The organism is Demetria terragena DSM 11295, from assembly GCF_000376825.1.
GTDB classification, from domain to species: domain Bacteria; phylum Actinomycetota; class Actinomycetes; order Actinomycetales; family Dermatophilaceae; genus Demetria; species Demetria terragena.
This window is the reverse complement of record NZ_AQXW01000002.1, coordinates 103,437-123,585: the sequence shown is the minus strand read 5'-3', so window position 1 is coordinate 123,585 and position 20,149 is coordinate 103,437. Positions and strand designations below refer to the sequence as shown.

Sequence of the window (20,149 nt, the reverse complement as noted above, 5' to 3'; positions counted from 1 at the left end):
CTACGCAAGCGCGCCGGGCCAGGGACCTAGTCTCGTGGCCGTGCTCATTCTGTTGCCCCCATCGGAAACCAAGCAGACCCGCCCACGTGGTCGCGCCACGGACCTCGAGTCGCTGTCATTTCCCGAACTGACGGCCATGCGTCAGCAAGTCACCTCGGCCCTGGGTAGGACCAGCGCGCTGCCTGACGCCGCAACGCGCCTCGGGGTGAGCCCCAACTTGACCGACGAGATCGCACGAAACACTGCGCTCGAGAGCGCACCCGCCGTGCCTGCCGAGCAGCTCTATACCGGGGTGCTGTACGACGCGCTCGACGTGGCCAGCCTGCCCACCGCGGCCTTGCGCCGAGCGCGACGGTGGCTCGTCGTGATCTCCGCCGCGTACGGCGCGGTCCATCTGCGAGACAAAGTCGCGCCGTACCGCTGCTCGATGGCGGTCAACCTCGAGGGAGTTGGGCCACTCGCCAGCGCATGGCGTCCGCACCTGGCGTCGGTGCTGCCTGCGGCTGCCCACCGCGGCCTCATCGTCGACTGCCGCTCGTCTACCTATGTCAGTGCGTGGCAGCCGACCGGTGATCTGGTCGACCGGTGGGTCCAGATCCACGTGCCGGGCGCAACCCATATGGCCAAGCACACGCGCGGCCTGGTGGCGCGCGCAATCTGTGAGGCGGGCGTCGACGCCCGCTCACCGCACGCGCTGCGCGAGGTGCTGGCCGACCAGTTCACCGTCGACCTTGCCGAGCCGACCAGTCGGACCAGGCCATGGGTCCTGTCAGCGACACCTCGCCCACGCGATGAATGATCGGTGGGAGACTGACGCGCATGATGTTGCGCCTTCCTGAGCTCATCGCGATCAAGGCTGGTGAGCGCGACCTCGCCTTTCGCCGCTGGGATCGGCCACGCGTATCCGTCGGCACGCAGTTGCGCACTGCGGTCGGCCTCATTGAGGTGACCTCGCTCGACCACATTGCTCCCAGTTCGCTCCGAGCCGATGATGCCCGGCGCTCCGGGCACCCCAGCGTGTCGGAGTTACGCGAACGCCTGTCCACCCATCCGGATCGCCCACTCTTTCGGATTGGTTTGGCGTACGCCGGCCCTGATCCTCGCGAAGCACTCCGCGAGCGCATTCCTGCAACCACAGAGATGCCCGCCATTCTGGAGTCCCTTGACCGGCTCGACAGGTCTTCGCTCATCGGCCCATGGACCCGCGAGACGTTGCGCATTATCGACCGCTCCCCCGAGGTACGCGCGCCGGACCTCGCGGCCGAACTTGGCCGCCCCACAGTCGAATTCAAGCGCGATGTGCGCAAACTCAAAGAGAAGGGTCTCACCGAGTCACTCGCGATTGGCTACCGTCTCTCGCCACGCGGCGAGGCTGTTCTCGACCACGGCGGCCCGACGCGCAAGCGGGCTCCCCGTCCGGTCGGCACCCCGCTACCGGTCACTATTGGTGCCGCCGCGACGGGCGCACTGCGTGTCATCGGCGTCACCAGCCTGGAGCGGGTCGCCACCTACCGGCGCACCCACCTCGCGACACTGCACGGCATCGGCCCCGTCGCGCTCGATCGCCTGCAGTCCGCTCTACGGGAGCGCTCGCTCGACTTCGCTCCGGAGGAATAGAACTCGTTATTCAGCGGTGGTGATTAGTGTCGTTCGTGAACGCGACCGACGTCACACCATCGGCCCACACTTCGAGCCCAGTCAGCGACGCAGGTGCCGCCGCCAGCCGCCAGGCGCTCTCCGTGGTGAGACCAAGCACGTGCTGCAAGACAGCCATGATCGGTTTGCGATGAGTTGCCACGATGACTGTTCCCCCAGGTCCGGCCAGGTCGACAGACCGCTCGAGGGCGGAGACGACACGGGCCCGCAGGACAGCGCTCGATTCACCGTCCGTTACTGAGAAATCATCATCGACGCGCATCTTTGCCATCTCGCGCGGGAACTCTCGAATCAGGTCCGCCATGGCCCAGCCATCCCACGCGCCGAAGGCCAGCTCGTCCCAGTCGCGATCGATGGATGGTTCGAGCCCGAGGGCTGTGGCGACCGCGTCCCCCGTCTGTATGGCCCGCGCGAGCGAGGAGGTCACCACGTGCACGGGGCCTTCGGCCCGGGCTAGTCGAGCGGCAACTCCGCGCGCAGCCCGCTCGGCCTGGGATCGCCCACGTTCGTTGAGGTCCGGATTGGCCCCGCCCCGCCCATCCAGCTTCCCGGCGACCGTAAAATCGGTAACTCCGTGGCGTACCAACAAGATTCGCGCCGGGCGGCCGACATCGGGCGGGCTCCCCGGCGTCTCGTCCGTCGACATCGTCACCTGCTTGATGACGGCGAGGTCCCGGCGCACTGACAAACCGTCCATGCCATCGTTGGAGAGTTTGTCGGCGTCCTTGTTCTCCTCGCGCGGGATCCAGCCGTACTCCACTGATCCGCCCGCGTCCTCGATCCGTTGAACGATGTCCCTGGCTTCCAACGCCAAGCGGCGCATGTCCGCGTGCTTGATCTTCCAGCGACCAGCCATCTGTTCAATGACCAGTTTGGAGTCCATCCGGACGTCGATTTCGGCGCTGGCATCGACAGCGGCCGCGGCCTCTAGGCCGGCAATCAACCCGGAATACTCGGCGACGTTATTACTGGCCTTGCCGAGGGGTTCTGCGCGTTCGGCCAACAGTTCACCGGTATCCCGGTCGCGCACCAACGCGCCGTAGCCCGCCACTCCGGGATTGCCGCGGGACCCACCATCAGCCTCAACGCGGAGGCGTCGCCTGCTCACAACCCTGACTCGGACGTCCGCACCAGGATCCGGCCACACTCCTCGCAACGCAGCACTTCGTCTTCGGCCGCAGCACGGATTCGGGACAGATCGGCTTGGTTGAGCTCAAGCTGGCAGCCGCCACACCGGCGCTGCATCAAGGGTGCGGCACCCTGGCCGCCGCGCTGCTGACGCACTCGCTCATAGAGCGCGACGAGTGGCTCCGGAAGGCTCGCCGGTAGCGCGGCACGTTGTCCGTCCACCTCGCCGCGTTCACGCTCGATGTCCTCCAGCGCGGCATCGCGCTGCGCCGTGAGTTCATCGACTCGCTCGCGCGCCTTCGCAAGCGCGTTCTCTGCGGCCCCAAGATCCGAACGCAACCCCTCTGCGCGCTCCATGACCTCGAGTTCGATCTCCTCGAGTTCGTTTTGACGTCGCGCCAGCGTCTGGAGCTCGTGCTCCATTCCTTGGAGGTCCTTGGGACTCCCCTGACCGGCATCGAGGCGTTGCTGGGTTCTGGTGGCGCGGTCGCGCACCAACTGCACGTCCTGATCGGCCTTGGTGATTTCGCGCTCCACATCACCGACGGCGGTGCGGGCCAACACCACGTCCTCTTCGAGCGTGTTGACGCGGGTCGTGGCCTCGTTCACCTGCTCCACCACGGGAAGCGTGCGCTCCCGGTGGCTGAGTTGGTCCAACCGAGTGTCGAGTTTCTGCAGGTCGAGCAGGCGCCACTGCAGAGTCAGGTCAGCTTTCAGCGGGGGCCTCCGGGGTGTGTGGTGTGGTTGCGTGGGAGTCAGTAGCGACGGTGAAGTCCCAAGGGTCAGTGCACCGAATCGATACCTGGATCTCCACGCTATCTGCCCTGGCACCCAAGGCGGACAAGATTTGAGTACGAGCGGACTCTAACCAAAGCCATTCGGTGGCCCAGTGCCCGGCATCGATGAGGTACGGCGGACCGCCTCGGCTCTCTTCGCGCGCTTCGAGCGCGGGGTGGTGGCGCAGGTCGGCAGTGACATACACATCCGCCTTGGAGGCGCGTACGGCATCAAACGCACCATCACCGGCGCCACCGTGGACAGCGATCCGCCGAATCTTCGCGTCGGGGTCACCAGCGACGCGAAGACCGGCGGGCGCTGCTGGCAGCGCGGCAGCCAGACGAGCGGCGAAATCCCTCAAGGTGGTCTCCGCCGCGAGGTCACCGACAAGGCCGAGCGGGTGGCCCTCTTCGTAGGTCAACGGCTCGGTCGACGACAGCCCGGCCGCGGCGGCGAGCGCGGTGTTGACGCCCGGGTCTGCGACGTCCGCGTTGGTGTGCGCGACATACAGAGCGACATCACCCACGATCAGGGATGTCACCGCAGCGCCCTTCGCGGACGTAGTCGCGACGGAGTGCACTCCTCGCATCAGGAGCGGATGATGGGTGATGAGCAGGTCGACACCACTGGCGCGGGCGTCCTCGATGACCGCCACGGTCGGGTCGACGGCCAGCAGAACACGTCGGATCGGCTGATCGAGGTCGCCGGACACCAGGCCCACCTGGTCCCACGACTGTGCCGTGTCGGTCGGGTAGAGCGACTCGATCGACGCCACGAAGTCCGCGAGATGAAGTTCGGTCACGGGTCAATCCTGACCTATCGCTAGGCGTCGTCGTACGCCCGCCCCGCTCAGAAGGCCAGCCCCATGACAAGAAGGATCGCAGCGGCGGTGGGCAGTGTGCCTTGCTTGACCGCAGCTGCCCGGTGCGATGCGCTCGAGAGCAACAGAACCAATGCAGCGGCTGCCATTGAGGCCGTGCCTGTCAGCACCAAGGTGGCACCGACCGCCTCCTGGCCCGCCAGGTAGATCGCCACACCAGCAAAGACCGCAACGGCGAGAAAGAGGTTGTAAAAGCCCTGATTGAACGCCAACTCCCTGGTCGCCTCCGCGCTGGCCGCATCGTGACCAAAGACCGCGCTGGCCTGCGGTGACGTCCAGACGATCGACTCCAGATAAAAGATGAAGACATGGAGCAGTGCGGCAAGCACAGCCAGGACTAGGGCAACCTGAATCACGAATTTCCTCCCACTCCTTCGCGCATGGAAGGAGCTCTTAGGTGGACCCGGCCGGGCTCGAACCGACGACCTACGCGGTGTAAACGCGGCGCTCTACCAACTGAGCTACAGGTCCTACTGCCTCAGCGAAGATCTTCGCTGAGGTCGGCGACATTGTGTCAGGTCAGGGCAGCCTCGAAGGACGCGAGGTCACGGGCCTCCCCCGGACCGTTGACGAGCGACCATTGCACCGTGCCGTCAGTGGCGATCAGGAAGGTTCCGCGGATCGCCATGCCGGCGTCTTCGTTGAAGACGCCGTAGCGTTGCGCGATCTGCCCATGTGGCCAGAAATCAGACAGCAGCGGAAAGTCGTAACCCTCGTGATCGGCCCACGCCTTGAGCGTGAACATCGGATCGCAGGAGATGGCCACCGTCTGAACCCGCTCATTCTGGAAGCGCGTCAGGTCGTCGCGAACAGAGCACAACTCACCGGTACAGATGCCCGAGAATGCGAACGGATAGAACACCAGCAATACGGACTTCTCGGCGCGCAACTCCGCCAGCGACGTTTCTTGACCGAACTGGTCCTTCAGCGTGAAATCGGGAGCGGACTGCCCCACTGAAATGGTGTCCGTCACCGCTGACGCACCCCACCTTGAACCAATTTGGTGGCCATCCAGTCTGACCCGGCGCGCATCGTGGTACTCGCGCGCAAGCCAGCACTTTGGGCCGCCTCTTCAATATCGCTGGGGTCAACATGTTCGGGGTGTCCGGCCACGGGGCTGAGGACAACAATCGAGCCGCCCTCGGCAAGCCCAGTCAAGGCGTCGACACATTCATCGAACAGGTCCCCGTCGCCCTCGCGCCACCACAACACCACGGAGTCGACCACGCCGTCGTAGTTGTCTTCCTCTAATTGACTGCCCACTGCGCTTTCGATCTCCTCGCGGAGACCGTTGTCGACGTCATCATCCCAACCAAATTCTTGGACGACTTGGCCGTCCTCAAATCCAAGCCGAGCGGTAGGCGAAGCGCCAGCGGTGGTCACAGATTCCTTCCCATTGGAGGTCATGGGTGTGTAGTCCACTAGGAAGTCGGGCCCTTTGCAACCCGACGGACCGTTCCTGTCTCATGAAGTTCATCGAGAAGGCGCGTCGCATGTGCACATCACCACCGCACAACATCGCGGAGTCCGGATTTCGGGGTGCGGAATCTGAGCGTTTTCATGTCTCGCCTACTGGCTAGTTCGGACCGCGGGTTTCCCTGGCCTTCCACGGAGGGAGACAATTGGCGATACCGACGCGTCAAGGAGGACAGCGACAGTGGCGAACACCCCCACCACCGGTGGCCCGATCCTGAACGGGATCCCCAGCCAGCTCCCCGACATTGATCCTGATGAAACCCAGGAGTGGATGGAATCTCTCGATGCCGTGATCGCTAATGGCGGTCAGGCACGAGCCAGGTACGTCGTGCTCAAGTTGCTGGAGCGCGCGCGGCAACGCCAGATCGGTGTCCCATCGCTCACCACCACGGACTACATCAACACCATCGCCCCTGAGGCTGAGCCGTGGTTCCCCGGTGATGAAGAAGTTGAGCGTCGCTACCGTGCTTGGCTGCGCTGGAATGCCGCCGTCATGGTGCACCGCGCTCAGCGTCCGGAGGTCGGCGTCGGCGGCCATATTTCGACCTACGCCTCTGCCGCCACGTTGTACGAAGTCGGCCTCAACCACTTCTTCCGCGGCAAGGACCACCCCGGCGGCGGCGATCACATTTACTTCCAGGGGCACGCCTCCCCCGGAATGTACTCCCGCGCCTTCCTGGAGGGACGCCTCACCGAAGAGGACCTCGACGGCTTCCGCCAGGAACAGTCCCACCAGGTCGATGGCGATCGGCGCGGCCTGCCGTCTTACCCCCACCCCCGGAACATGCCCAATTTTTGGGAGTTCCCGACGGTGTCTATGGGCATTGGCCCCATGAACTCGATCTACCAGGCACAGCTAAACAAGTACCTCCACAACCGCGGGATGAAAGACACCAGTCAGCAGCATGTCTGGGCTTTTCTCGGCGATGGCGAGATGGACGAGCCGGAGTCGCGGGGACTATTGCAGCTCGCGGCGAATGAGGAGCTCGACAACCTCACCTTCGTCATCAACTGCAACCTGCAGCGCCTCGACGGGCCGGTCCGCGGCAATGGCAAGGTCATGCAGGAGCTGGAGAGCTTCTTCCGCGGCGCCGGATGGAATGTCATCAAGGTCGTCTGGGGCCGTGGCTGGGACCCGCTCCTGGCTTCCGACCGGGACGGCGCCCTGGTCAACCTGATGAACTCCACGCCTGATGGTGATTACCAGACGTTCCGCGCCAACGACGGCGCCTACGTCCGCGAGCACTTCTTTGGCCGCGACCCGCGTACGGCCGAGATGGTCAAGGACTGGTCCGATGAGGACGTCTGGTGGCGTCTGAAGCGCGGCGGCCACGACTATCGCAAGGTCTACGCCGCCTACAAGGCTGCCACTGAACACCACGGCCAACCCACAGTCATCTTGGTCAAGACCATCAAGGGTTACAGCCTCGGAACGCACTTCGCGGGCCGCAATGCGACCCACCAGATGAAAAAACTGGCCCTCGACGACCTCAAGCAGTTCCGTGATTCGCTGAAGATTCCGATCAGCGATGAGGAACTCGAGAAAGATCCCTATCTGCCGCCGTACTACCACCCCGGCAAGGACGACCCGGCCATCCAGTACATGCTCGAGCGTCGGCGCGCGTTGGGCGGCGGCGTACCCGAGCGGCGGGTGCAGTCCGGGCCGTTGAAGCTTCCAGACGACAAGGTCTACGAGGTCGCCAAGAAGGGTTCGGGCAAGCAAGAGGTCGCCACGACCATGGCCCTCGTCCGCATCTTCAAGGAGTGGATGCGCGACAAAGACCTCGGCAAGCACATCGTGCCGATCATCCCGGATGAGGCCAGGACCTTCGGGATGGACGCGTTCTTCCCGACCGCAAAGATCTACAACCCGCACGGGCAGCACTACACCTCGGTCGATGCCGAACTCATGTTGGCCTACAAGGAATCCGAGTCCGGTCAGATCCTGCACCTCGGGATCAACGAGGCGGGCTCGGTTGGCGCCTTCACTGCCTCAGGCACGTCCTACGCGACGCACGGCGTGCCGATGGTGCCGTTCTACATCTTCTATTCGATGTTTGGATTCCAGCGCACCGGTGACTCGATCTGGGCTGCCGCCGACCAGATGGCACGCGGCTTCCTGATCGGCGCAACACACGGGCGCACCACGCTGACCGGCGAGGGTTTGCAGCACGCCGACGGGCACAGTTTGCTGCTGGCTTCGACGAATCCCGCTGTGGTTGCTTACGATCCGGCCTACAGTTACGAGCTGGCGCACATCATGCAGGGCGGCCTGCGCCGGATGTACGGCGACAAGCCCGAAGACGTGATCTTCTACATCACCGTCTACAACGAGCCGTACGTTCAGCCAGCGGAGCCCGAAAACGTCGACGTGGAAGGCATCCTGCGCGGCATGCACCAGATCGCTGCCGGCCAGGGCGACGGCCCCCGCGCCCAACTGTTGGGCTCTGGCGTAGGTGTGCCGTGGGTGCTCGAAGCGCAGCAGCTGTTGCGCGACGACTGGGGTGTCGCTGCTGACGTCTGGTCAGTGACCTCGTGGAATGAACTGCGGCGGGATGGGCTCGCGTGCGATGAGCACAACTTCCTACACCCAGAAGAAGACCCCGCGGCGCCTTATGTCACCCAGCGGCTGCGCGATGCTGCCGGGCCCGTGATCGCGGTGTCGGACTCGATGCGTGCGGTGCAGGATCAGATCCAGCAGTGGGTTCCTGGCGATTTTGCCTCGCTCGGCGCTGATGGATTCGGCTTCTCCGACACCCGGGCCGCGGCCCGACGGTTCTTCCACATCGACGGCCCGTCGGTTGCCGTACGCGCACTCCAGGTTCTCGCCGACCGGGGCGAGGTGTCTGAGGACGCGCCGCGCCAAGCGGCAGAGAAGTACCGCCTGCTGGACGTCACGGCAGGCACCAGCGGAAACGCCGGCGGCGACGCGTAATCGCTTTGAGTCGGCGTGTCGTGCTAGACGCACCTGGTGCGAACTAGCACGACACGCCGACTCAGCGTGGGGATTTGCTTAGGCGCGGAACTCGTCGCGGGCCACGAGGCCAATATCCGGAGTGTCGGTGAAGATTCCGTCAATCCCCGTCTCAAAGAGCTTCGCGAAGAAGTCGATCACGCGTCCGTAGTCTTCGGGGGATTTGCCCAGACGGTAGTCGGTCGGCAGGAATGTATTTTCGGGACGGACGGTGTACGGGCACACCTCTAGTCCGAGCGCGTGGGCATTCTTGACTAGCTTGGTTGGACGGCCAAGGCTGCCGTCAGCCTTCTTGGCGATGACTTGCGACCAGTCAGGTCCGAGGCCATCAATGGCATCGGCGTACCCTGCGAGTGCCGATGGCTTCAGCAGTTCGGCATAGGTGCGGTCGTCCCCGAACGGTCCGCCCGAGGCGCCGGTAAGGAACACCAGCGGCGCCTTGACCTTCATCTTCTCGCGCATCCTGAGCAGGTTTTTCAGTTCGAACGACTGAACGCGCACGGGGGCATTGCTGCGGTTGAGCCCGTACTTGCGCAGCAGCGGAACGAGTTTCTCTTCCAACGGCATGCCCTGCTTGCGGAAGTAGGTCGGGTGCTTGGTCTCGGGATATACCCCGATCTCACGGCGCAACTCTTTACTCAGCCGCGCCCTGAGCTGGAGGACCTCCTCAAAGGTCGGCACCCGCCAGAGTCCGTCATAGATGGTGTTCTCCTGACGAACCTCAGGGATTCGCTCAATGGCGCGCAGTTTGCGCAACTCGGCCAGCGTGAAGTCCTCAACGAACCACCCAGTGAGGTCCGTGCCGTCCAACGACTTGGTCTTCCGACGGCGAGCAAACTGTGGGAGTTGCGCGACGTCGGTCGTCTCGCTGATTTCTGGCTCGTGGCGGCATACCAACACACCGTCTTTGGTGATGACCAGATCGGGTTCGATGAAGTCGGCACCCATCCTGGCTGCGAGTTCATACGCCGCCAGGGTGTGTTCGGGCCGGTAGCCGGAAGCACCTCTGTGACCGACGACGTACGGTGACTCGAATCCGTTTCCGGGGCGTGGGCCGGCGCCCTTGGCGCCAACCGCCTGGGGGGTGCCCACTGTCGCCGCAGTGGCCGTCGCGCCCATCAGGGCAGTAAAGGAGCGTCGATTCATGCCTCCATCTCACCGCATCCGACCGTCCGTCGGGTAACGCGACGGTGACGATCGCGGGTGCGGGTGGCGTCGCGCGGTGTACGAGCACCGAACCGCACCGCGATACCGGACGGTCGGACTGTGCGAGTCCTACAAAGATGCCCGCCGTACGCTGTCTCCTATGCCTGGGACCAACCCTGCGGGAACTGTCGCGACTCTGAAGCGCCTCCAGAGCCGCGCTGGCGAGGTGTCGACCGCAGCGTTGGGCCGGATGGAAGCCCAGCACGAGTGGTACACCGCCCTGCCCGCCCAGGACCGCTCGTGGGTCGGCCTCGTGGCCCAAGCCGGCATCGCGGCTTTCATCGACTGGTACCGCGACCCCTCACGTCTCGACGCCAACCCTGGTGCCGTATTCGACTCTGCCCCAAAGGAACTCACTCGATCGATCAGCCTTCGCCAGACGCTCGACCTGGTGCGAACGGTGATCGACGAGATGGAAGCGCAGGTGGAGTCCCTGGCCGCCCCTGGCGACGCAGCCTCGCTTCAGCTCGCCATGTTGCACTTTTCTCGGGAGATGGCGTTCGCGGCGGCGCAGGTTTATGCCCAGGCCGCCGAGACGCGTGGAGCCTGGGACGCGCGTCTGGAATCGTTGGTGGTCGACGCGGTCCTGCGGGGTGAAGCCGACGATGCTGTTCAGTCCCGGGTGTCTGCCCTCGGCTGGGAGGACGTCACCTCCGTCGTGATCGCCGCCGGTGACGCGCCGAGCGGTAGCAGCGCCGACGCGATTGACGCCCTCCGTTCCGCGGCCCGACGTCACGGATTCGACTGCCTAGCCGCTGTTCAAGGTCATCGACTTGTCGCGATTCTTGGGCACGTTGACGACGGCGTTTCCGCCGTCACCCGACTTCAGGACTGCTGGGCTGAGGGCGGTCCCATTGTCGTTGGCCCCATCGTCCCCCACGTCTATGCAGCCGGCCGGTCAGCGCGCTCGGCTCTGGCTGGTCATACCGCCGCCCGCGCGTGGCCCGCCGCACCGCGCCCCTGCTCAGGAGAAGAACTCCTGGCCGAGCGAGTTCTGACTGGCGACGAGCGGGCTCGCCGAGTCCTGATCGACCGAGTGCATCGCCCGCTCTCTGAGTCCGGCGCCCTACTGCCGACCGCGCGGACCTACCTGGAGCTCGGCGGTCTAGAAGCGACCGCGCGTGAGCTCTTTATCCACCCCAACACCGTCCGCTACCGACTCGGACGGATCGCGGACCTCACGGGCTACGACCTCGCGACACCGCACGATGCCTTCACCGCCAGGGTCGCCCTCTCATTGGCCCGGCTCGACGAGCCTCGGCCGTGGCGACGCCTCACCGCACCGGACTAAGCGACTTGTAGGTTTCCTCCAAATCCGTGCATCAACTCTCGTCCGTGTCAACAGCGCGTCGACACCCCTCGACAGGGCAGGCTGGATATGTGCTTGCGATCGTCTGCCCTGGACAGGGCTCCCAGACCCCCGGATTCCTCTCGCCCTGGCTCGAACTCCCCGGAGTTTCAGACCACCTCGCTCGACTCTCAGATGTGGCCGGACTCGACCTGACGGCGTTCGGCACCACGGCTGACGAGGAGGCGATCAAGGACACGGCGGTGGCGCAGCCACTCATTGTGGCCGCGGGAGCGATCGCACTCCCCCTGTTGTTCCCTGAGGGCGACATCGCCGCGCAGATCGACGTCACCGCGGGACATTCGGTCGGTGAGTTCACCGCCTCGGTCGTGGCAGGCGTCCTCACCGACGACGACGCCATCAGCCTGGTCCAAGTGCGTGGTCACGCCATGGCGGAGGCCAGTGCGGTGACGCCTACGGGTATGAGCGCGGTCCTGGGGGGCCAGGCGGAGGACGTCAGCGGCGCCCTCGAACGCCACGGCCTCACGGCGGCCAACATGAACGGCGGCGGCCAGGTCGTCGCCGCTGGCACCCTTGAGCAGCTGACGGCGCTTGCCGACGACCCACCGGCTCGCGCGCGGGTCATTCCGCTCAAGGTCGCGGGCGCCTTTCATACTCGCCATATGGCCACTGCGGTCCAGGCACTGGAGCAGCGGGCCGCCCAGGTGACTGCACACGACGCGCAGATCACCTTCCTCAGCAACAAGGACGGGGCAAACGTCACCGACCACCAGGATGCCCTCGCGCGCCTGGTCAATCAGGTGAGCAATCCGGTCCGGTGGGACCTGTGCATGGAAGCCCTGCTTGAGCTCGGCGTCACTGGCATGATCGAACTCCCTCCCGCAGGCACTCTCGCGGGCCTCGCCAAGCGCGGGATGCGCGGTGTCGAAACTGTGGCGCTCAAGTCGCCCGACGACCTCGAGGCGGCACGTAGCCTCGTGCGCGAGCACACCACTCCCCAGCGCACCGCCAACTGAGAAGGCGCTCCAATGTCTCACTCCCCCAAAGGAACAGGCTCTCTGGTCAGCACGGAAGGCACCCGCCACACACGCATCAGCGGCGTTGGCGGGTACCGCCCCGAGCGAGTGGTCACCAACGCGGAGGTCTGCACCTGGATCGACTCCACCGACGAGTGGATCCGGGAGCGTTCCGGGGTGGTCAGCCGGCGTTTTGCCGCCAAGGACGAAACCGTGGTCGACATGGCTCTGGAAGCAGCGGGCCCGGCCCTGGAGATGGCAGGGATCACCGCCGATCAACTCGGCGCCGTGGTCTGCGCGACAGTGACCCATGGCTACCGCACGCCCGCCGCTGCGCCCTTAATCGCGCTCCGGCTCGGCGCAAACGGCATCCCTGCCTTTGATGTCGGGGCTGCCTGCGCCGGCTACTGCTACGCGATCTCTATTGCCTCGGACATGGTCCGCGGGGGGTCAGCCGACCACGTTCTCGTCGTGGGCACTGACAGGCTTTCGGAGGCCACCAACCACCACGACCGAGGCAGCGCCTTCATCTTCGGCGATGGCGCAGGTGCTGCTGTCGTGAGCTCATCCGACGTACCCGGCATCGGGCCCACAGTGTGGGGCTCCGACGGCGAGAAGTGGGACGCCATCCGCCAGCGCCTGAGCTGGACAGAAATCCAGGATCGCAGTGAGCGCGAACTCGCAGGCGAGCCGCAAGACTGGTCGGATGCTGGCGCCGAGGATGCTCGATCCGCCAGCACGTTGATCATGTCCGGCCAGTCTGTGTTCCGCTGGGCGGTGTGGAGCATGGCCCCGGTCGCCCAGCAGGCCATCGATCAGGCTGGCATCACCGCGGACGACCTGGACGCGTTCATCCCCCATCAGGCCAACATGCGAATCATCGACGCGATGGTCAAGCAGCTCAAACTGCCCGCGGACATTCCCGTCGCTCGCGATATCGCCGAGACGGGAAACACCTCCGCAGCCTCCGTACCACTTGCCACCGAGCGCATGCTGCGCGAGGGTGAGGTTCCACATGGTGGGCTCGCCCTGCAGATCGGCTTCGGCGCGGGCCTGGCGTACGCCGCTCAGGTCATCCGATTGCCATGACACAAGTTCCCGCGGCCCGGCGGGCAATCCGGGTCAGCCCTAGAAATTTCCAACAGGAGGTAGACCCATGGCGCAGAGTGACGCCGAGATCCTGAGCGGCCTCGCCGACATCATCAACGAAGAGACCGGTCTGGAGCAGGACCTCGTTCAGCCGGACAAGTCCTTCACCGAAGACCTCGACATCGACTCCCTGTCGATGATGACGGTCGTCGTGAACGCTGAAGAGAAGTTCGACGTCCGTATCCCCGACGACGAGGTCAAGAACCTCACCACCGTCGGCGACGCGGTCACCTACATCAAGAACGCCCAGGGCTGATCCGGCTCGGCCGCGGGAGGGCCTCGATGCCCTCCCGCGGCCGGATCCGGCTCGTCCCCCGCCCCGCCCAGATCACACGTACACCAGGAGCACCCTCGTTATGAGCGCGACAGATCGCATCGTCGTCACAGGCATCGGCGCCACTACCCCGCTGGGCGGCACGGCCCCCGAGACGTGGGAGGGCCTGCTGGCCGGACGATCCGGCGCACGCCCGCTGGAGGAAGACTGGGTCGAGGGCTACGGCCTGCCAGTCACCTTCGCGGCCCGCTTGGCCACTCCGCCGACCGAGGTCCTCAAGAAGGTCGAGATCCGGCGGTGCGACCCGTTCACGCAGTACGCCCTCATCGCCGCCCGCGAGGCGTGGGAAGACGCCGGCGCGCCCGACGTCGAGCCCGAGCGCTTCGGCGTGGCCGTCGGCACGGGGATCGGCGGCGTACACAGCCTGCTCGATCAGTACGACGTGCTGAAGGAAAAGGGCCCGCGTCGCATCTACCCGCTGACGGTGCCGATGCTGATGCCGAACGCCGCAGCAGGCTTCCTCTCCCTAGAGTTCGGTGCCCGTGCGGGTGCTCACTCGACCGTGTCTGCCTGCTCCTCCGGCGCCGAGTCGATGGGCTATGGCGCCGACCTCATCCGCAAGGGTCGCGCTGACATCGTCATCGCCGGTGGCAGCGAAGCCGCGATCCACCCGCTGCCGATCAGCGGCTTCGCCGCGGCACACGCCCTGTCGACGCGTAACGACGACCCGCAGGCCGCCTCACGCCCCTGGGACAACGGTCGTGATGGATTCCTGCTCGCGGAGGGCGCTGGGATCATTGTGCTGGAGTCCTACGAACACGCCATGGCGCGTGGCGCCAAGATCTATGGCGAGCTAGCCAGTGTGGGAATGTCGGCCGACGCCTACCACATCACCGCGGGCGAGCCCGAGGGCAAGGGTGCGGCGCGAGCGATGACCGAGGCAGTCCAACTCGCCGACGTCAGCCTGACCGACATCAAGCACATCAATGCCCACGCGACCTCGACTCCGGTCGGCGACGCGGCTGAAGCCGCCGCGATTCGTCGGGCCTTCGGTGAGCACGCCTCCAGCATCGCCCTCACCGGAACCAAGTCGATGACTGGGCACCTGCTCGGCGCCGCTGGCGCGCTGGAAACCGTGATCGCAATCCAGACCGTGCACCACCGCACTATTCCGGCCACCATCAACCTGGACGAACGCGACGAGCAGTTCGCTGACTTGGACATCGTTCACGGTGAGCCTCGCGCGCTGCCCGATGGTGACGTCGCCGTGCTGAACAACTCCTTCGGCTTCGGCGGTCACAACATCGCGGTCGTGGTCAAGAACGTCTGAGCATTACGGCCGCGGCCGCTGCGTTCGTTGCTAGTCTCCTGGTCAAAACGATGTACGACCAGGAGACGATGCATGAGCCATATCAATCGCCGCACGGCCCTTGTTTCGGCGGCTACTGGCGCCAGTGGCCTGGCTGCCATCGTTCCTGTCGCATCCACTCAGGCCAGGACGCACCGCGTTCCCACTCGACGCAACAAATTCCACATCTTCGCGCTGATGGGCCAGTCCAATATGGCCGGGAACGGTGAGCTCACCGAAGACGATGTGCGGCCCCGCAAGAACATCGTGCACCTGCCGACGGTGACCGCCGATCCCAATATCTGGCGGCCCTCCGTGCACCCGCTGCACAACCGACTCATCTCGGATCGGTTCGGGCTGGGCCTGGTCTTCGCCGAGCGATACGTGCGCGAGAACCCGGGCGTCACGGTCGGTCTGCTCCCCTTGGCATGGGGCGGCGCCGGAATCACCAAGCTTCACAAAGGCACGCCGACCTACAACGACTTCCTCTCACGGTTGGCGTTTGCGCAACCTCGAGGCGTCTTCAAGGGCGTGCTGTGGCACCAAGGCGAGACCGACACCTTCACCGAGACCGACACCTCGCAATACGCCGACCGGCTCGACCAACTCATCGCCGACATCCGATCCGACGCAAACTCACCGAAACTGCCGTTCATCGTCGGCAACCTCTCTCCCCGCTGGGACGGCGCCCCGCAAGAGCAGGCGTACCCAGGTGTCACTTCGCGCGTGCCACGCATTCGGGCTTCCCTGCGAGAGCTCCCAACGCGGGTGCCGCACACCGGATGGGTTTCATCGGACTCGTGTGAGTCCTTCCCCAAGGACCCGATCCACTTCAACCGCGCCGGCCTCATCACCTTGGGTCGCCGCTATCTGCGGGCATACAACAAGCTGACCGACTGATCAACTCACGCGGTGCAGCCAACGGACGGTGGCACCATCGCCAGCGCAACGGAAGGGCTCGAGTTCCTGGTCCCACGCGGTGCCCAGCAACTCGGCCATTTCGCCCCGAAACGCCTCCGGGTTTCCGCCGCTCGCGGCGAGCGCAGATCGCAAGCGGTCCTCGGCAACCATTCCGTCGCCGTTGGCGGACGTCCAGGTGTGGTGGATACCCAACGAGGGCGTGTGCGACCAGCGGCTGCCATCGGCACCGGGACTGGGATCCTCGGTGATCTCATAGCGAAGGTGTTCCCAGCCCCGCAAAGCAGAAGCCAGGCGCGCGCCCGTGCCTTGAGGGCCCGACCAAGACACCTCACCCCGGACGAGTCCGGGCGCGATGGGTTGGTTGGTCCACTCCAGGCGTACGGGCGAGTCGAGGACGGCGTCTAGCGCCCATTCAACATGCGGGCACAACGCCGTCGGGGTGGAGTGCACAAAAACCACCCCGCGCGTGGCGACGTGCGACACGGCGACAGACATCCGGGACCTCCTAGCAACGAGAGACGTCTTCCCCAACGGCCTCGTGATCGCGGTCTCGCATGTCGTGCGTCTTCGGTTATGCCACACAGTATGCCTCACCTGTCACATCTGTACCAAGTGCTGCAGTCACTCAGCCTGGCAGACGTACCAAAAACCGGCAGCCCGGCGGTGCGTTCGTCACCGAAATCGTGCCGCCGTGGGCGTCGATGATTCCCCGAACGATGGCCAAGCCAAGGCCTGCGCCACTGCTGAACGCTGTCGCCTGGGTCGGGGTTCGAGCCCGACTTCGTTGCCAGGCCATGTCAAATACCCGCTCGAGTTCGTGGTCGGGCATGCCTCCACATCCATCGGCAACGGACAATTCGATGCTGCTGTCGCGGGAGGTGGCGTGGATATGAACGGCTCCGCCCACCTCGGTATGGCGGATCGCGTTGGTGACCAAGTTCGACAGGACTCGCGAGATGCCACCGGGGTCTGCCTGGAGTTGGAGTCCGTCGTCGACCACTCCATCGATGCCTACCCCACGTGTCCTGGCCATCGGTTCGGCGCTTGCGAGCGCCTCGCTGACCAGGTCGCTCAGGGATACCGGTTCCCGGTTGACGTGAAAACTGCCGGCGTTGATGCGGGAGAGTTCAAAGAGGTCATCAACCATAAGCGCCAACCGGTCGACCTCGGCACGAATCTGACGGTGATAGCGATCAGGATCTTCTGCAATGCCGTCTTCGAGCGATTCGGCCATGGCCCGGATCCCCGCGAGTGGACTACGCAGGTCGTGCGATACCCAGGAGATGAGTTCTCGGCGCGAGCCTTCCAGGCGTTCTTCGCGCTCGCGGGCAAGACCCAATCTGATGCTGGCCGAGGCTAGTTCGCGCGATATTCCGTCCAGCTCGGCTGGCATGTCCCTGAGCGCTTCGAATTGACCGGTCTCCGCGAACGACCCCACGGCCTGCTGCAGTGAGCGAGACCACCTGGAAAACGCCCAGCCCACGACAGCGGCGCAGAGGCAGGTGATCACTCCGGCGATGCACAGCACCCAGGCCATCACCGTGAAGTCGTGCGGTGAGACGAACATGGCGCGCGCTGCTCCGTAGACGCCCGCGAGTGCCGCAGCCACGGCGACGACTACGACTCCCGGCACCAGGACTCGCAATGACCGGCGCCGTCCCCACCACAACAGGCTGAGTCCGATCAACGCGACGACGATCGACCAGCCGCCCGCGAGGAGCGCGATCTGTAGTTGATCGCTCATGATGCGGGCACCCAGCGGTAGCCCACGCCCCAGACGGTGACCAGTCTGGTGGGTGACTGAGGCTCGCGCTCAACTTTCTCCCGAAGCCGGCGTACGTGCACGGTCACCGTCGATTGGTCCCCGAAACTCCAACCCCAGACCTCCTGGAGCAAGTCGTCCCGGGAATAGGCGATGTCCGGGTGCGCTACGAGAAACTGCAAGAGGTCGTACTCGCGGCCGGTGAGATTGAGTGGTGTTCCGGCGAGCGTGGCCCGATGCCGCTCGGCGTCGATCGAAAGATCACCGTCAGTGACCACTCCGTGAGCGGGAGCCGAGCGCTCGCCCGCACGCCGAATCAGGGCCGCCACACGAAGGACAAGCTCCCGCGGGCTAAACGGCTTGGTGACGTAGTCATCAGCGCCAGCCTCCAGCCCATCGACGCGGTGGGTCTCATCTCCGAGCGCCGTGAGCATGATGACGGGCACGCCACCCATGGCGCGCAGCCGCCGGCATACCTCGAACCCGTCCACCCCGGGCAGCATCAAGTCGAGGACAACCACATCGAACCGGTATTGGCGAACGGCACGCAGCGCGTCTTCGCCATCGGCCGCCTCGTGGACCTCATGGCCAGCCACCTTGAGATAGGACACCACGACTTCCCGAACGGTGAGGTCATCATCGACGACCAGAACCCGTGCCAACCTGCTCACCTGCCTCAGCCGTGCGGTCGCGCTGTCGCAGGGTGGCGAGCGCGCTCAACCCCAGGGTCACACTGGCGAAGATAACCCAGCCGGCCAGGTAGTTCCGGTCCAGCAGTGTCGCGTTATCTGGTCGTGCACCGAATCGGCCCAGCATGGGAACGACGGCCAACGTCACGGATCCAATGACGATGAGACCGACCACGATCGGCCGCGGGAGCTGAACGTGCAGCAAGGTCAGTACGGCCGCGATGCCAAGTACCAGGGGAACCAGCACCCCATCGTGCAGGATGACGCCCGCGAGCAACCAGGTGCCAGCGGCAACCACCTTGTCCTGCTCCTGGGCGAGGAGCAACCGGACGCCGTATGCCAGCGCGAGCGCACTCGCTACCACCAGTGCGGCGCGAACAACCCGCTCCATCACAGCACCTCCAGTCGAGTGATCCACTTGGTTTGAAGGACTCCCGGACGGTTGGGAGCAATCAGCCGACATGGAAAGCCGTGATCAATAGAGAGCTCAGATCCGTTGAGGCTCAGCGCAATCAAGGTCTGGGGCTCGTCCACGAACTGATGCGGGAGAATCGTTCGTCCGAACGAACCGCGAGTTTGCAAGGAGACGACCCGAACGTCCCGACCCATCGGGGCACCAACCAGCTCCAGCAAGTCCCGAAGCACGACGCCGCTCCATGACCCGGTGGCACTCCATCCTTCAACGCATGCGATCGGAAGGTCATGGGTGCGTTGGGGCAATTCCTCCAGATCGGCTCTGCTGAAGGTCCGACGCGTGTCGCCGTTGACCACGGTCAGTTCATAGGAGTCGGCCCGGGCCGTCTCGAGTACGCCTGCGGCGCGGGCCGATCGGTTGATCGGTATTCCTTGCGGGCCCTCCCCTGAACGCACCGCAAAGACCGACACTCGCCGCAGGAACGGCACCGTACTTCCGGCTGTGGTCAGCATGGCGATACCCGACGCGAGGAGCGCGCTATTCACCAACCCGCGGCGGCTCAGAGTGCTGGGACGGGTCGCTGCCGGGTGGTCGTCCTGGACCGCGTCGATGTCGGCGCCCAGAGCGCGTCTGATCACGGGCAACTTGACGGCGATGTGAATTCCCAAAGACCCGATTGCTACCCAGCCCAAGGCGTAGTGCGTGGCGCGGAAACTGAACTCCCAGGGGTACCACTGCGCGGCATTCATCACGCCGGTGACCACCTGGAAGATGGAACTGGCCACCAATGCCGCGATCGACGCCCGTTCGATCCCCACGATGAGAAGTCGGCGGGCACGCGTCGGTATGGGTGCAAAGAGTTTGGGGTAGACCGTCCACAATTTGAGGAGCAGCAAGGGAATCGAGGCTGTTCCGACGACGACGTGCACACCCTGCGTCACTTGGTAGAGCCAGGCAGGTTGAGTGGGGAACGGTACCCACGTCTCGGGATTCTGTGCCTCATGGCTAAGCCACCCGGTGACAAAGGTCAGCAGAAAACACACGCCGAGCCACACGCCGATGCGTGCGGCGACGGCCGGGCTATGCAGCCGTGAGGTGAAGCGGCCCTCATGCGGCAAAGGGGCCGCTTCCATCGCTCGTTGCACCCGCTCTCGGAGCCGCTCGACCAT

21 protein-coding genes and 1 tRNA gene are annotated in these 20,149 nt (G+C 65.0%); 9 read left to right on the top strand and 13 right to left on the bottom strand.

Annotated features, from left to right (window positions below):
* Nucleotides 1–40: 40 nt before the first annotated feature.
* Complete coding sequence (locus F562_RS0101500) at nt 41–799, top strand: YaaA family protein (RefSeq protein WP_040385151.1); 759 nt, start codon at nt 41–43, stop codon at nt 797–799.
* Nucleotides 800–819: 20 nt separating this feature from the next.
* Nucleotides 820–1,617 carry a hypothetical protein gene (locus F562_RS0101495; protein ID WP_018155146.1) on the top strand — a complete coding sequence of 266 codons (798 nt, stop codon included), beginning with the start codon at nt 820–822 and terminating at the stop codon, nt 1,615–1,617.
* A gap of 10 nt (nt 1,618–1,627) precedes the next feature.
* Here the strand turns inward: F562_RS0101495 and F562_RS0101490 are convergent, their stop codons facing one another.
* The 7 genes from F562_RS0101490 to F562_RS0101460 form a co-directional block, all read right to left on the bottom strand.
* The gene (locus F562_RS0101490; RefSeq protein WP_026180913.1) at nt 1,628–2,764 is read right to left on the bottom strand and encodes a bifunctional RNase H/acid phosphatase; all 1,137 of its coding nucleotides are present in this window, start codon (nt 2,762–2,764) and stop codon (nt 1,628–1,630) included.
* The gene (locus tag F562_RS0101485; RefSeq protein ID WP_425386845.1) at nt 2,761–3,462 is read right to left on the bottom strand and encodes a zinc ribbon domain-containing protein; all 702 of its coding nucleotides are present in this window, start codon (nt 3,460–3,462) and stop codon (nt 2,761–2,763) included. The genes F562_RS0101490 and F562_RS0101485 overlap by 4 nt, the downstream gene beginning before the upstream one ends.
* A 28-nt stretch (nt 3,463–3,490) precedes the next feature.
* A complete protein-coding gene (locus F562_RS0101480) occupies nt 3,491–4,363 on the bottom strand; it encodes a Nif3-like dinuclear metal center hexameric protein (RefSeq protein ID WP_018155143.1) in 873 nt (290 codons plus the stop codon).
* 47 nt (nt 4,364–4,410) lie between these two features.
* A complete protein-coding gene (locus tag F562_RS0101475) occupies nt 4,411–4,797 on the bottom strand; it encodes a DUF1304 family protein (RefSeq protein WP_018155142.1) in 387 nt (128 codons plus the stop codon).
* Nucleotides 4,798–4,839: 42 nt separating this feature from the next.
* Nucleotides 4,840–4,912: transfer RNA gene (locus tag F562_RS0101470), tRNA-Val, on the bottom strand.
* A 43-nt stretch (nt 4,913–4,955) separates the two neighbouring features.
* Nucleotides 4,956–5,414: a peroxiredoxin gene (locus F562_RS0101465; RefSeq protein WP_018155141.1), complete on the bottom strand. Its 459-nt coding sequence runs from the start codon at nt 5,412–5,414 to the stop codon at nt 4,956–4,958.
* The gene (locus F562_RS0101460; RefSeq protein ID WP_018155140.1) at nt 5,411–5,848 is read right to left on the bottom strand and encodes a DUF3052 domain-containing protein; all 438 of its coding nucleotides are present in this window, start codon (nt 5,846–5,848) and stop codon (nt 5,411–5,413) included. Before F562_RS0101460 ends, F562_RS0101465 begins: the two co-directional genes overlap by 4 nt.
* A gap of 250 nt (nt 5,849–6,098) precedes the next feature.
* Here F562_RS0101460 and aceE point away from each other — a divergent pair, with 250 nt between their 5' ends.
* Nucleotides 6,099–8,852, top strand: coding sequence for a pyruvate dehydrogenase (acetyl-transferring), homodimeric type (gene aceE, locus F562_RS0101455; protein ID WP_018155139.1), 2,754 nt, complete (start codon nt 6,099–6,101; stop codon nt 8,850–8,852).
* 78 nt (nt 8,853–8,930) lie between these two features.
* Here the strand turns inward: aceE and F562_RS17645 are convergent, their stop codons facing one another.
* Nucleotides 8,931–10,037, bottom strand: coding sequence for a glycerophosphodiester phosphodiesterase (locus tag F562_RS17645; protein ID WP_156822463.1), 1,107 nt, complete (start codon nt 10,035–10,037; stop codon nt 8,931–8,933).
* A 160-nt stretch (nt 10,038–10,197) separates the two neighbouring features.
* On the opposite strand from F562_RS17645, the gene F562_RS0101445 reads away from it, so the two are divergent.
* The 6 genes from F562_RS0101445 (at nt 10,198) to F562_RS0101420 (ending at nt 16,093) form a co-directional block, all read left to right on the top strand.
* The gene (locus tag F562_RS0101445) at nt 10,198–11,388 is read left to right on the top strand and encodes a PucR family transcriptional regulator (RefSeq protein WP_018155137.1); all 1,191 of its coding nucleotides are present in this window, start codon (nt 10,198–10,200) and stop codon (nt 11,386–11,388) included.
* A gap of 89 nt (nt 11,389–11,477) precedes the next feature.
* A complete protein-coding gene (locus F562_RS0101440) occupies nt 11,478–12,422 on the top strand; it encodes an ACP S-malonyltransferase (protein ID WP_018155136.1) in 945 nt (314 codons plus the stop codon).
* A 12-nt stretch (nt 12,423–12,434) separates the two neighbouring features.
* Nucleotides 12,435–13,511 (top strand): beta-ketoacyl-ACP synthase III, encoded by a 1,077-nt coding sequence (locus F562_RS0101435; protein WP_018155135.1) that lies wholly within the window; start codon nt 12,435–12,437, stop codon nt 13,509–13,511.
* 67 nt (nt 13,512–13,578) lie between these two features.
* Nucleotides 13,579–13,827: an acyl carrier protein gene (locus F562_RS0101430; RefSeq protein WP_018155134.1), complete on the top strand. Its 249-nt coding sequence runs from the start codon at nt 13,579–13,581 to the stop codon at nt 13,825–13,827.
* Between the two features lie 100 nt (nt 13,828–13,927).
* Nucleotides 13,928–15,175: a beta-ketoacyl-ACP synthase II gene (fabF, locus tag F562_RS0101425; protein WP_018155133.1), complete on the top strand. Its 1,248-nt coding sequence runs from the start codon at nt 13,928–13,930 to the stop codon at nt 15,173–15,175.
* 72 nt (nt 15,176–15,247) lie between these two features.
* Complete coding sequence (locus F562_RS0101420; RefSeq protein ID WP_018155132.1) at nt 15,248–16,093, top strand: sialate O-acetylesterase; 846 nt, start codon at nt 15,248–15,250, stop codon at nt 16,091–16,093.
* Here F562_RS0101420 and F562_RS0101415 read toward each other — a convergent pair whose 3' ends face one another.
* The 5 genes from F562_RS0101415 to F562_RS0101395 form a co-directional block, all read right to left on the bottom strand.
* Nucleotides 16,094–16,609, bottom strand: a complete 516-nt coding sequence (locus tag F562_RS0101415) for a DUF3145 domain-containing protein (RefSeq protein ID WP_018155131.1) — start codon at nt 16,607–16,609, stop codon at nt 16,094–16,096.
* A gap of 130 nt (nt 16,610–16,739) precedes the next feature.
* Nucleotides 16,740–17,858 (bottom strand): sensor histidine kinase, encoded by a 1,119-nt coding sequence (locus F562_RS0101410; protein WP_018155130.1) that lies wholly within the window; start codon nt 17,856–17,858, stop codon nt 16,740–16,742.
* The gene (locus F562_RS0101405; RefSeq protein ID WP_026180909.1) at nt 17,855–18,547 is read right to left on the bottom strand and encodes a response regulator transcription factor; all 693 of its coding nucleotides are present in this window, start codon (nt 18,545–18,547) and stop codon (nt 17,855–17,857) included. Before F562_RS0101405 ends, F562_RS0101410 begins: the two co-directional genes overlap by 4 nt.
* Nucleotides 18,513–18,956 (bottom strand): hypothetical protein, encoded by a 444-nt coding sequence (locus tag F562_RS0101400; RefSeq protein WP_018155128.1) that lies wholly within the window; start codon nt 18,954–18,956, stop codon nt 18,513–18,515. Before F562_RS0101400 ends, F562_RS0101405 begins: the two co-directional genes overlap by 35 nt.
* The gene (locus tag F562_RS0101395) at nt 18,956–20,149 is read right to left on the bottom strand and encodes a molybdopterin-dependent oxidoreductase (protein ID WP_018155127.1); all 1,194 of its coding nucleotides are present in this window, start codon (nt 20,147–20,149) and stop codon (nt 18,956–18,958) included. Before F562_RS0101395 ends, F562_RS0101400 begins: the two co-directional genes overlap by 1 nt.